The sequence below is a fragment of the Hoyosella rhizosphaerae genome (assembly GCF_014643175.1).
Classification (GTDB): domain Bacteria; phylum Actinomycetota; class Actinomycetes; order Mycobacteriales; family Mycobacteriaceae; genus Lolliginicoccus; species Lolliginicoccus rhizosphaerae.
In genome coordinates this window covers 404,565-416,792 of the sequence record NZ_BMJH01000002.1, presented here as the reverse complement: position 1 = coordinate 416,792, position 12,228 = coordinate 404,565, and the positions used below count along the sequence as shown (strand labels likewise).

The window sequence follows — 12,228 nt, the reverse complement described above, 5'->3', positions numbered from 1 at the left end:
AAGGCCGCATGGCGATTGCAGCCGTAACACTCGGCGCCACCGTTATCGGTGGACAAGCAGTCCTCATGTCCGACACCACTGCTAGCGCCAACAACAACATTGCCTTCGCAGCAGCTAGCGCAACCGGTGAGGACGTCAAGTTCGCCGCAACTGCGGATTCGAGCACACCAGCAGGAACCGTTCAGGTACTTAATGTTGCGCGTGCTCTCGACCCAGCCGCATACACACAGCAACTCGCCACCGCTCAGCGCTTCACTGACGAACGAGCAGCCCGCGAGGCAGCTTTGCGCCGCCCACTCTTCGCACTTCCCACCATTGGCGTACTGACGTCAACATTCGGCCAGCGCTGGGGCACCTTGCACGGCGGAATCGACATCGCAGCACCCATCGGCACACCTATCGTTGCCGCAGGCGATGGTGAAGTGATCGACTCAGGCCCAGCAGCCGGGTTTGGGCTCTGGGTCCGTATCCGCCACGATGACGGTACTGTCACTGTCTACGGTCACAACGACACCAACATGGTGTCCGTCGGGCAACGAGTACAGGCCGGTCAGCAGATCGCAACTGTCGGTAACCGTGGGTTCTCCACCGGCCCGCACGTCCACTTCGAAGTGTGGATCAACGGCGACCAGAAAATTGACCCCATCGGCTGGCTCGCCAGCAAGGGCGTCGAAGTATTCGGCAGCCAATAGTTCGTTAACGTCTCACAATGGTGGCGCCCATCCTCGGATGGGCGCCACCATTCGTTTATGTGACTACAGCTTCGTCATGGGAACGCCGGCCATCAGCAATAGCGACACGCGACCGGCCGAACCGAAGTCGACTGTCGCACGCGCCATCGGACCTGAGCCCTCCACGTTCAGTACCTTCCCCAACCCATACTTGTCATGATTGACACGGTCGCCCGCCTCAAGAACAAGTACCGGTCCGCGTGAACGAGCTGGTCGTCCGCGCATATCACCGGTCGTGCCGCTCGGTGCAGCGCCACCGAAGGAATTACCACCGAACGAACTGCCACCGTACGAACTGCCACCGTACGACGGTGTTCGACGCTGTGGGGCGGACCGTTTCCACTGCACCAGTTCAGACGGAATCTCCTGCAAAAACCGTGATTCAGGGTTTGCTGTGGGCTGCCCCCACGCCGAGCGGGTTATCGCTCGCGTCAGGTAGAGGGTCTCCTTCGCGCGCGTAATACCGACATAAGCTAGGCGTCGTTCCTCCGACAATTCATCAGGGTCACCAAGTGCTCGCATATGAGGAAATTGCCCGTCTTCCCAGCCAGTAACAAACACGACGGGAAATTCGAGGCCTTTTGCCGTGTGGAGCGTCATCAGCGTGACCACGCCAGACTCAGACTCGGGAATCTGATCCGTATCAGCAACTAGGGACACCCGTTCAAGGAATGAGGCCAAGGAACCTACTTCAGGCTCGCCCTCCCCTGTTTCGAACCCCTCCGCTACTAACCGCGCCGCATCAACGCTAAATTCCGCCGCGACGCTCACCAGCTCATTGAGGTTGTCGAGACGCGCACCATCTTGCGGGTCGTTGCTCGCTTCCAATTCCGCGCGGTAGCCCGTCTGGTCCAGAATGTGCTCGACCACGCGACCGATATCGAGGCCGCCAGTCTCACTTAATGCCGTCCCGTTGTGTAGAGGCTCTCGCAACTCATCAAGCAACTGAACAAACGCAGCGATGGCCTTCTGCGCTCGAGTGCCAAGCAACCGCACTTCACCGGCCGCAGCATCGCGAAGCGCCGCAGCGAAACCAATATCTTGCTGTTCAGCGTGCACTGAGACGCACGCTTCAGCACGATCCCCAATGCCGCGACGCGGGGTGTTGAGAATGCGGCGAAGACTCACTGCGTCGTCAGGGTTCGCGAGCACCCGAAGGTAGGCGACGATATCGCGAACTTCTTTGCGTTCGTAGAAGCGCACACCGCCGACCACTTTGTACGGCAAACCGTGCCGGATGAAGACTTCTTCCAGAGCTCGCGACGAATTATTGGTGCGGTAGAACACTGCGATGTCGCTGTAGTTCACAGCCCCACTGGAATGGAGCCGGTCGATTTCGGAAGCAACGAACATCGCTTCGTCACGCTCATCATCGGCAACATAACCGTAGATTGGTTCGCCAGCGCCCGCATCGGTCCACAACTTTTTCGGCCGCCGCCCCGAGTTCTGCGCAATGACGGCGTTCGCCGCCGACAGAATGTTTTGCGTGGATCGGTAGTTTTGTTCCAGCAAAATAGTCTTGGCATCGGTGAAATCTCGTTCGAACTCAACGATGTTGCGGATGGTAGCGCCGCGGAAGGCGTAGATCGATTGGTCTGCGTCACCAACCACGCACAGCTCAGCCTGGGGCACACCTTCCGTGTGATGAGTTCCTGCACCCGCCAGCTCCCGCACCAGGACGTATTGAGCATGGTTCGTATCCTGATACTCGTCGACCAGAATGTGCTTGAAGCGGCGATGGTAATACGCCGCGATGTCTGGGTATGACTGCAGGATTCGAACCGTCTCACCAATAAGGTCGTCAAAATCGACGGCATTCGCGTCTCGTAGTCGCCGCTGATATATGCCGTAGACCTTCGCCACTAGTCGCGAAAACTCATTGGCTTCCACCTCCGCCGACGCAGCTGCTTGCTCGACGCTGATGAGTTCGTTCTTCAAGTTAGAGATGTGGGTCGCCAGCAGACGCGGAGTAAAGCGTCGTATATCGATGTCTAGGTCTTTGGCGATCATCGACAGCAGTCGGCGCGAATCGTCGGCATCGTAGATCGAGAAGTTTGAATTAAGGCCCTCAATGACTCCTGATTGAGCACGCAGAATACGCACACATGTCGAGTGGAACGTCGCAACCCACATTGAAGCTGCGACAGGTCCTACGCGCTGGCTGACACGCTCCCGCATTTCTGCAGCAGCTTTGTTGGTAAACGTAATCGCCAGCACCTCGGACGGTCGCACTCCGCGGTGCCCGAGAAGGTACGCGATCCTGCGTGTCAGCACCGCAGTCTTGCCTGAACCGGCCCCAGCGACAATCAGCAATGGCGCATTGGCATGGAGCACCGCCTCCTGCTGCTGTGGGTTTAGACCCTCGATAAGAGAATCCGCACTCACTGTGCTCGCCTCTGATCCGGGCCCCGAACTATGCTGCGTACTCGTTGTAAACAGAACTTCCCTCTTCCCACCTTCACCGATCGGCCACACGCAACACGTAAGCCCCACATCCGGTGTGCACTCAAACTTGTCGACTCCACCCAGCATAGGCAGTGTCACTGTCAAAACTTCACTGTCGAAACCTCACAGTCAAAACTCACTCTGACGATTCCCACCACAAACTTGTCACGGACCCGTGGCAGAATCACAAGACGTGTGCAGCACATTTTCATGCAGCACGGATCATCTACAGCCGCTACGACAGGGGACAATTGTGACAACGCCACCCGCTGACCACTCTGCCGAACCGAAGGCAGCTGCCCCCAGCGCCGGCGAGGTTCCCGCAGAGCCAGCAACTCCAAATATTGATGATCTGCGAAAAGAGATTGACGAACTAGACGCTCAAATACTCAACGCAATCAAGCGCCGCTCTGAGGTTTCGCGCATCGTTGGGCGCCTCCGAATGGCCTCGGGTGGGCCGCGATTAGTCCACAATCGTGAAATGAAGGTCATCGAACGGTTTAGTGAACTCGGCCCCGAAGGGCACACCCTCGCGATGCTTCTGTTGCGTCTCGGGCGTGGCCGCCTTGGTCGGGACCCACATCAGTAGAACTCACCGCACCGTCGTCAGGAGTGCCCCTGTGAATTCAGATGCAGTGAAATCGAATCCCACGACGCCGGATCCTGGGACGCTAAAACCTGGGACGCTGAAACCTGAGACACCGCGTAATTCCCACGGTCCTGCGGCCACCGGAATCACGTCGACGCCCGAGTGGCGTGCGCTCTCCGACGACGCGACAAGCTTGCGAAACACCTCTCTGAGAAAGCTCTTCAGCGACGACCCACACCGCACTGGCACGCTCACGCTAGATGTCGGAGACTTACACATAGACGTCTCCAAGAACATCGTCACTGCAAGCACGATTCGAAAATTGTGCGATGTAGCTCAGGCTGCTGGTGTGCTGGAGCGCCGGGACGCAATGTTTCGGGGTGACCGCATCAACACAACTGAGGACCGATCGGTTCTGCACACCGCATTGCGGCTACCGCGTTCGGAAACCCTAATTGTTGACGGCGTCGACATCACCGAGGAAGTTCACGCCGTCCTCGATCGTATGGCGGATTTTGCTGACAAAGTGCGCTCAGGCCAGTTTCGTGGCGCAACGGGCGAGAGGATCACAACCGTAGTCAACATCGGGATCGGTGGTTCTGATCTCGGCCCCGCTATGGTCAGCCAAGCCCTGCGCCACTACTCTGACGCGGGCATCGATTCGCATTTCGTGTCGAACATCGACCCAGCGGATCTCGTTTCCACCCTCGCCAATCTAGACCCAGCTCGGACGCTGTTTATCATTGCTTCCAAAACATTCGGCACGCTGGAAACACTGTCGAATGCGGAGGTTGCCCGACAGTGGGTGATCGACACGCTCGCGACCGATCCCGAGACGCAAAAAAGCGTGGTAGCTCACCACTTCGTCGCCGTGTCGACCAACATTGAGCGAGTCACAGATTTCGGCATCGACGAAGCAAATATCTTTGGTTTCTGGGACTGGGTCGGTGGGCGCTACTCTGTCGGATCAGCGATTGGCCTGTCCGTGATGCTGCAGATCGGGCCAGTTCATTTCCGCGAGTTCCTGCATGGCATGCACCAGGTTGACCATCATTTCCGCACTGCGCCACTCGAAGCAAACGCCCCCATCGTTCTCGGGATGCTTGGCGTTCTCTACACACACTTCTTCGGCGCGGAAACACGAGCCGTACTCCCCTATTCAAACGATCTGGCGAGGTTCCCGGCGTACCTCCAGCAATTGACGATGGAATCCAACGGCAAATCTGTGACCCTCGACGGTAGCGCTGTGCAGACAGGCACCGGTGAAATCTATTGGGGTGAACCCGGAACCAATGGTCAGCACGCATTCTTTCAGCTCCTTCATCAAGGAACTCGCCTCGTCCCGTGTGATTTCATTGGGTTCGCCAAACCGACTGCTGACCTCCACAATGACGCCGGAGCAAGCATGCATGACCTCTTGATGTCGAACTTCTTTGCGCAAACGCACGTGTTGGCTTTCGGGAAGAACGCCGAAGAGATCCGTGCTGAAGACACCCCAGAGTCACTGGTTCCGCACAAGGTAATGCCTGGTAACCGTCCAAGTACCACCATCCTCGCGCCAGCCCTGACACCACAAGTCCTTGGTCAACTGATTGCGCTATACGAGCATCAAGTCTTTGTTCAAGGCACAGTGTGGTCGATCAACCCGTTTGATCAATGGGGTGTTGAACTGGGCAAAACGCAGGCACAAGCGCTTCTCCCACTGCTCACCTCGGGTGCGCCCGGAGCCTCAACAGTCGACGGCTCCACCAGCGATCTACTGGCGCGGTACCGTAAGTGGAGAGGTCGATCATGACACCCACGCCCCCCGATCGCCCTAGTCAGACGGACTATTTGAGCCTTGTGGACATGCACTTCGTGCGCACCCATAGGGGCTTCGGAATGCCGATCGTCATGCAGGGCATATGGATGTTCGACGACGTTGTCGACGACGACACTCTCACCGAGATACACCAAGGAATCGCGAATGGTCACCTCGACCGGAGGGTTATCCGCCCGTATATTCCAGGGGCTCGACACTATTGGGCACGCGGGGCAAGTATCGCGCCAATTCAGTACACCACGCAGGCTATACCGAGAGAACAGATTGTTGATTGGTGCAACGAGCGTGCACAAACCCGACTCAATCCCGAACATGGAATCGGGTGGGAACTCAGTACCGCACGCATCTCAGACGGAGGGATGGTCGTCTCCCTTGTCTGCTCCCACGCTCTCACTGACGCCAGGGGCCTTATCTCTGCCGTCAATGCAGCCGTAAGCGGTGCTACTGGGAACATCGCGACCAACATCAAGCGGAAACCCTTGTGGAGTGAGCTCACTGATGCCCTTGCCCAATACTGGGCATTCATCGTTGGTTCGCTTATTGCGTTTTACCGAATTTTCATTCAAGGCTCTAACCGGGATGAAGTCGTTCGATTTATGCGCCGCAATCGCGTTAATGCGCTCCGGAAACGACGTGCCACAACAGTCGCAAAATCTGGGAAGGTGGCGCCGAACTGGAGTGAAGCTACAACGATAATCGACATCATCGCTGACGAATGGGACGCGGTCGCCGCAAAATCGAACGGCACTTCCAATAGTCTCTTTGTGTGCATCGTATCGAATTTGCTGTTTAGTTCCGGCGCTCGGGGACTCAATGAACACGTCACCATTGGGATGCCGTTTGATGTATCTGATGGAAAGACTCAGGAACTTAGGTCTAATGCGTTAACCATGTCCACATTGACATGGAAACCACGAGGCAGTCGCTATGGTGAACTGTTCCTGATACGCGACAAGTCTCGTGAGGCGTTCCAAAAGGTTGCCGCAAATGTTGTGCCAGAAGAAGTCCGGCCTGCCGCGCTTCCGTTGGCCACTTTGCACATCGTTCCCGACAGAATTGCCAGCAAACTTACCCACGCCGGATCAGTGGCTGACGCCATCGCATCCAACGTCGGCACGTTGCCCGACACTCTCACCAAACTTGGAAAATACCCAGTTGTTTCGACAGCGGCACGCGCTGTGCACCCACGACTCACAGCGACTCAAGCGTTGGCGCAGGACTTGGTGATCGATGCGTGCCTGCTCCGCAATGGCGACCATTACACGCTGAGTATCAATGGTCTCGACCCAGTTCGATTCCCCAACTCGCGAAGCCTCCGCAATTTGGCGATCAAGGAACTTGAGAAGTGGGGTCTCGTTCCCCAAAGTTGGGAAAGCGATCAACCAGGTCTTGGTATCCCGGGCGGGCCATCGGCACTGTTCTAAGTGGTGTCCGGTTCGTCACGGCGTCGGAGCAAATAGGTATCCATTATCCAGCCCGCTTGTTCTTTCACACGACTCCGAGCTGCCGTAATTGCGTCGTCTACGTCGCCAACTCTTCCCGCGATAATTTCTTCGTCAACTGTGCCGAGATTGCCACCCCACCACACGTCCCACTCCCCGCCTTCGCGGTCCGCTACCTCGGTAAAGGCGCAGTGCGCGTCAAGCATGACAACAGCGTTGGTGACGCCCACAGGTAGGCCTTCGCGGAGTCGGCGTCCGGTGGTGATATGAATGGGTTCGCCTATGCGATTGAGCGGAATACGGTGCCGCGCTGTTAACGCCTGAATGCTGGTGATCCCTGGAATCACCTCGTATTCAAACGTAGCGTTTCCTGATTCCAGCATCAGCTCGAAAACACGTAGCGTGCTGTCGTATAGCGCGGGGTCGCCCCACACCAAGAAGGCTCCTGTTTCGCCGTCCTTGAGATGTGCCGTTATGGCTGCGGCCAGCACGTCCGCGCGTTGCGCATGCCATTGGGTGACCGCGTGCTGGTAGTTGCTTGGTGTTCGGTCGCGGGGCGGGTCGGGAATTTCCACGACAGTGAAGTTGACGGCACCCTTGTGGGTTTCGAGCATCGCTATTCGTGCATCAACAAGCCCACTAGGCTGGGCACCCTTGTCGATGACAAAAAACACTGAGGCCCGCTGAATTGCCTTGATTGCTTGGAGGGTGAGCTGGTCAGGATCACCCGCACCAATTCCCACCACCGAAACCGTTCGCATGGGCACAACGGTGCCACACACCTAGTAAGTCACGAAAACTGTGGCAAACAAACGGCGCCTACGCCGTGGTGGACGCCGTATCGCGGGCGGTGTCATGAGAAGTGCTGAGGTCCCTGGTCAAAGCTGGCATTTCCATCAATTCCGTGACGAAAACCCGCAGCTTCTCAGGGCTTTCCGTGTCAACAACACCAGGTGTGGTGATCAACGAAGTGACCACGCGGTAAATCCATTCGGCCAACGGAACAAGGGTGCGGTCGTCGACAGGTGAGGTGTCGTCGCCCCGGTGGAAATATGGCGAAATGAAAGCAGCGACGCGTTCAATCAGCGTTTGACCTTGGGTTGCCAACAAATGATTGACAACCTGGGGGTCTTCCTTGAGTGATTTTTGGAGGAGTTCATGTTCACGCGCGTAACTGACGATGAAAACCACGCTGTCCACTACACGAGCTTTAGCGTGCGTGCTGCCCTCGATCACGGGATGCAGTCGGTTGAGGAACTTCGCAATCTCGCGCTCAAAGAGTGCCTCAATAATGGCGGACTGATCACCGAAATACTTGTACACAGTGGGCCTAGACAACCCGGCCCGTTGCGCTATCGCAGCGTGAACTCGTGCACGGAAACCGGCTTGCATTAAGCATTCTTCCGCCGCGTCTAGGATTCGCGAACAAATCTCGTTCTTCCGAAGCATGTCCACAGTTGGGCGCACCGGATTTATCGACTGAAAGTGACCACTCACGCTTTTCCCCAACGATTGTTCTGGGGCTCTTCAGCCCTCACTACTGCACTTTTGACGTTTTCCATCTGAACGTCTAGTTGAGTGTAAGCGCACAAACTGCAATTACAACGGCACATTCAACTCAATGTTCGTTGTCACAATCGCTGATGAAACAACGCGCAATACAAAATGATCTTCGATCACGTGTTGTCGGCGTGCGTTGCACCCCCTGCACGCGGTAGACTCTCCCCGCCGACGCGTCGCGCGCGCCCTCGTAGCTCAGTCGGATAGAGCGGGACTCTCCTAAAGTCCAGGCCACAGGTTCGATTCCTGTCGGGGGCACTCTCAGTTTTTTCTTCTCAGGCACCACTCCACACTGCCTGACCTGCATCGAAGCAAAATCAGAGAATTTTCTCAGGTTAATGACACCAGTTTTCTGGGACACTTAGGGCGATGCTTCATAAACGACAGGCCCGCCGCACCGCCACGGGTAGCCGGAAACATAGGGTGCGGTCTACCTTCGTCAAGGGTGGCGTAGCCGTGTGTGCGGCGTCGATGGTGTTGGTGCCGTCTGCTTCAGCCCAACCTTCCGCAACCACCGATCCCGACGCCCACATCACTGACAGCCACGTCTCTGCGAGTACTTCGGCAATTGGTTCGGCCTGCGCTGAGACGTACATGCTGGGCGTGCGCGGCTCCAACGAACCGCCGCAAGGTGTGGACACTGCGGCGTCATCGGCGTCGGCGGTTTACCCGGCCGGCACTGAAGGTCGCGGCATGGGCCCGCTAGGGCACGAGTTTTTCGAGGGGCTGTCCGCTGAATTCACAGCGAGGGGCGCCTCAGCACCGGCTGGGTTTGGTGTAACTTACCCGGCGGTTCGGGTGGGCGAAGGACTGCTGCTATATCCGGTGGTATACCGCGATTCGATTGAAGCCGGGGCGGAGAATCTGCGGACATCTTTGCGCCACATCAACGACATTTGCGCTGAGTCGGGCACCAACATTGTTTTGTTTGGTGTATCCCAGGGCGCTGACGTCATCAATACCGCTTTGAGCTTCGAGCAGCGAAGCGGCACACAAGATTTCCGAAACGTGGCTTCTGTGGTGATGTTTGGTGATCCGAGCAGATCAGCGACGCAGGCAGTCACCCAGGTGGGTGCGACTCAGGGCGAAGGCTTCTTTCGTCTCTTCCCAATTGGCGATGGCGGCCAAGACGGTTGGATGCGGAGTAATCCTTCGGCGGTAGTTTCGGTGTGCATCCCTGGCGATAATGTGTGCAACCCTGCCGAAAGCCCTGATGATGCTGAGAATGTTTCGGGCACAAATGGGGTGTCGCCGTTTGATCGTCACCAGGCGTACCACGGCTCGGATATTGCGCTTCGCTGCACAACACCGAGCGTCACCGACGGCCAGTTTGTGTCCGGCAAGGATTGCGGTGTAGCGATGGTCGCGGACAGGCTCCTAGCCGACAATCGCGGCTAACTGGCAGTTCCTGGAGTCCCTGATGTGGCTTCACGCTGATGACGTAGTCGCGTGACGGCGTCCGACATGTGTTCGCTCAGCAGCGTGTATGCGAGTTCGAGTTGGCCCGCGCCGATCGCGTCGCGGAGCGTTTCGTGTTCAGTCACCTGTTCGTGCAAGTCGTCGTAGGTGGTCTGCAGGGCACCGAGGCACATGCGTGTTTCAATCAGCAATGTTCGGGCAGCGCGCACTAGCCTCGGGCTTTCGGAGCTTTGTACGAGTACCTCGTGGAACTGTTGATCAGCATCGGAAACAGCGGCGGCGTCGCCTTTGTCGGCTGCGGCGCGCATCATTTCTATTGATGGCCCGAGGGCTGCGTATGTGGCTTCGCATCGCCCCTCTAGTATTCGTTCGAGCACGCCTCGTTCAATCGCTGCCCGCGAGCGGTATACGTCTTCAATGTCGTCGACAGTGAGTTCTATGACGAAGATTCCGCGGTGGCGGATGCTGTGCAGGAGCCCTTCGGAAACGAGTCGTTGCATCGCTTCCCGCACAGGTCCGCGTGACACGTCAAACTTTGCGGCTAGATCAGCTTCACCGAGCTGCTCACCAGGCTCCAGTGCGCCACGCATGATGGCAATTCGAAGTCGGTCTGCGATGAGTTCGGCGGTGGATTGTCGAGCGACTGGTTCAAGATCGAACGTCGCCATAGTGGGGCCTTTCGTTGAACAGTGCGCCAAGTGCTGGTTGCACTGCAGTAATGTTCGCAAGCCGAAGCGCTTCCCAAATTGTGACTTGATTGGCGGTCAGCACGGGCTTCCCGAGTTGCGCTTCTAGTTGCTGGAGCACGCCGATCGTATGCATTGCGGTGTCCGGTATCAAAAGCGCTTGTGCGTCAAGGCGATCATTGCTGGCTGCAAGTTCGCACACTTGGTCGGAGGTGAGCGTGCCCACTTCCGCAGCGGTATCGATGCCCGCGCTAGACATGCCAAGCACCTCGATTCCTGCTGCGGCGAGGAATTGGACGAACAGTTGTGCAACATCGTCGGGGTAGCTCGCGGCAACGGCAACGCGGGAAACTCCGAGGTGCTTGGCTGCGTTGACGAATGCAAAACTTGTGCTCGACGCCGCGACCCTGGAGGCCTGCGCTAGTGCCGCTACTTGTTTCGGTGCTCCGTCTGGGCCGTATACAAAACTTCCGGAGGTACATGCCCAGATCACGGCAGCGGGGTCTGCGTCCGCGAGCAGCGACGCCCCGTCAGCCAGTTTGTCCGGGCTGCCGAGGTCAAGCAATTCGGGAATGGCGTGTAGATCAGTACCGTAAATATGAGCGACGTTGAGGGAGACATCAATTCCGGCTTCGCGCAGGAGCCGTTCGGCTAGAGGGTAGTCGTCTTCTGCGGCGTGGTCGGGGTAGATGAAACCTAAGGCTGTGGTTGTTGTGGTGCTCATTCATTCTCCTGTGAACACGTCGCGGAGCCACTTGCCTGGCCCCATCATCGGGAGCTTCATGTGCCCGAGGCAGGACCACATCGACAACTGATTTGCGGTGAGAATCGGCTTGCCCAGGCGTTCCTCTAGTGGATCGATGAGGTCATACGTCGGGAGGTTGGTGCAGCTTACGAAAATGGCTTCAGAATCTGGGGTGTCGGCGGAGATGATCCGTTCGGCAATGGTGCGGTAGTTGACTTTCCAGATACCACCGCCGAGGCCGAGGTGGTCGGACCGCAGGATTTCAACACCGAGTTCGTCGAGGAAGTCGTGCAGTTTGTTCGTGAGTGGTTCGTCGTATGGGGTGATCACGGAGATTCGGTCGAGGTTCAGCGCTCGCACCGCTTCAACGAGGGCCCCGCTGGTGGTGATGGCGTCGGGTGCTCCTGCTTCGCGCATCGCGTCACACAGTGAGCGCTCATAGGCCAGGCCCTTGATGAAGCTGCCCGAGGTGCACATGTATGCCACGACTTCGGGTTCGACGTGTAGGACATCGCGGGTGGCGGCCATGATGTGCTTACGGTCCGAGACGAGCTCTGCCATTTCGCAACTGACTTCGATGGGTTCGTATGGTGTGCGCGCGGAGTGCAGGCTTACTTCCATTGGTGCCCAGCGCCATAGCTCGCGTTCGAGTGCCATGTCGAACGGCGCGATGATCCCGATCCCGCGTTGCGCGATGGGGCCCTCAAAGTCAGGGATATTGAGTTCCAAGGCTGGGCCTCGCCTTCACTCGAAGTACTTGCCTGATGGCATTTAATCAGATTGTTGACA

10 protein-coding genes, 1 tRNA gene and 1 pseudogene are annotated in these 12,228 nt (G+C 57.5%); 6 read left to right on the top strand and 6 right to left on the bottom strand.

Going from position 1 to position 12,228, the window contains the following annotated elements; translation table 11 throughout:
* Positions 1-251: 251 nt before the first annotated feature.
* A pseudogene (locus IEW73_RS16725) lies at positions 252-692 on the top strand (M23 family metallopeptidase); the annotation flags it as partial.
* A 63-nt stretch (positions 693-755) separates the two neighbouring features.
* On the opposite strand, the gene pcrA reads toward IEW73_RS16725, so the two are convergent.
* A complete protein-coding gene (gene pcrA / locus IEW73_RS10105) occupies positions 756-3,170 on the bottom strand; it encodes a DNA helicase PcrA (RefSeq protein ID WP_241012288.1) in 2,415 nt (804 codons plus the stop codon).
* A gap of 259 nt (positions 3,171-3,429) precedes the next feature.
* Here pcrA and IEW73_RS10100 point away from each other — a divergent pair, with 259 nt between their 5' ends.
* The 3 genes from IEW73_RS10100 to IEW73_RS10090 all read left to right on the top strand — a co-directional run bounded on the left by IEW73_RS10100 (position 3,430) and on the right by IEW73_RS10090 (position 7,011).
* On the top strand, positions 3,430-3,765 hold the full coding sequence (locus tag IEW73_RS10100; RefSeq protein ID WP_188674087.1) for a chorismate mutase: 336 nt from the start codon (positions 3,430-3,432) through the stop codon (positions 3,763-3,765).
* Between the two features lie 97 nt (positions 3,766-3,862).
* Positions 3,863-5,560, top strand: coding sequence for a glucose-6-phosphate isomerase (pgi, locus tag IEW73_RS10095; RefSeq protein ID WP_188675051.1), 1,698 nt, complete (start codon positions 3,863-3,865; stop codon positions 5,558-5,560).
* The gene (locus IEW73_RS10090; RefSeq protein ID WP_188674085.1) at positions 5,557-7,011 is read left to right on the top strand and encodes a hypothetical protein; all 1,455 of its coding nucleotides are present in this window, start codon (positions 5,557-5,559) and stop codon (positions 7,009-7,011) included. Before pgi ends, IEW73_RS10090 begins: the two co-directional genes overlap by 4 nt.
* On the opposite strand, the gene cobF is transcribed toward IEW73_RS10090, so the two are convergent.
* Together cobF and IEW73_RS10080 are read right to left on the bottom strand one after the other, a co-directional pair.
* Positions 7,008-7,790, bottom strand: coding sequence for a precorrin-6A synthase (deacetylating) (gene cobF / locus IEW73_RS10085; protein WP_188674083.1), 783 nt, complete (start codon positions 7,788-7,790; stop codon positions 7,008-7,010). The two genes, IEW73_RS10090 and cobF, sit on opposite strands and share 4 nt — an antisense overlap.
* A gap of 58 nt (positions 7,791-7,848) precedes the next feature.
* Positions 7,849-8,526, bottom strand: a complete 678-nt coding sequence (locus tag IEW73_RS10080; protein WP_188674081.1) for a TetR/AcrR family transcriptional regulator — start codon at positions 8,524-8,526, stop codon at positions 7,849-7,851.
* 247 nt (positions 8,527-8,773) lie between these two features.
* Between IEW73_RS10080 and IEW73_RS10075 the strand changes: the two genes are divergently transcribed.
* Positions 8,774-8,847, top strand: a tRNA-Arg gene (locus tag IEW73_RS10075).
* 111 nt (positions 8,848-8,958) lie between these two features.
* Positions 8,959-9,987, top strand: coding sequence for a cutinase family protein (locus IEW73_RS10070; protein ID WP_188674079.1), 1,029 nt, complete (start codon positions 8,959-8,961; stop codon positions 9,985-9,987).
* Here IEW73_RS10070 and IEW73_RS10065 read toward each other — a convergent pair.
* The 3 genes from IEW73_RS10065 to IEW73_RS10055 are packed head-to-tail and all read right to left on the bottom strand — an operon-like array spanning position 9,984 to position 12,168.
* A complete protein-coding gene (locus IEW73_RS10065) occupies positions 9,984-10,676 on the bottom strand; it encodes a GntR family transcriptional regulator (RefSeq protein ID WP_188674077.1) in 693 nt (230 codons plus the stop codon). The two genes, IEW73_RS10070 and IEW73_RS10065, sit on opposite strands and share 4 nt — an antisense overlap.
* Positions 10,657-11,418, bottom strand: a complete 762-nt coding sequence (locus IEW73_RS10060; protein ID WP_188674074.1) for a maleate cis-trans isomerase family protein — start codon at positions 11,416-11,418, stop codon at positions 10,657-10,659. The genes IEW73_RS10065 and IEW73_RS10060 overlap by 20 nt, the downstream gene beginning before the upstream one ends.
* On the bottom strand, positions 11,419-12,168 hold the full coding sequence (locus IEW73_RS10055) for a maleate cis-trans isomerase family protein (RefSeq protein ID WP_188674071.1): 750 nt from the start codon (positions 12,166-12,168) through the stop codon (positions 11,419-11,421). It abuts the gene before it with no gap.
* Between the last annotated feature and the right edge of the window lie 60 nt (positions 12,169-12,228).

Excerpts from the sequence above, each read along its gene's own strand:
- IEW73_RS10090 (WP_188674085.1), top strand. The coding sequence starts at position 5,557 with ATGACACCCACGCCCCCCGATCGCCCTAGTCAGACGGACTATTTGAGC.
- cobF (WP_188674083.1), bottom strand. The coding sequence starts at position 7,790 with ATGCGAACGGTTTCGGTGGTGGGAATTGGTGCGGGTGATCCTGACCAG.
- IEW73_RS10070 (WP_188674079.1), top strand. The coding sequence starts at position 8,959 with ATGCTTCATAAACGACAGGCCCGCCGCACCGCCACGGGTAGCCGGAAA.
- IEW73_RS10065 (WP_188674077.1), bottom strand. The coding sequence starts at position 10,676 with ATGGCGACGTTCGATCTTGAACCAGTCGCTCGACAATCCACCGCCGAA.
- IEW73_RS10060 (WP_188674074.1), bottom strand. The coding sequence starts at position 11,418 with ATGAGCACCACAACAACCACAGCCTTAGGTTTCATCTACCCCGACCAC.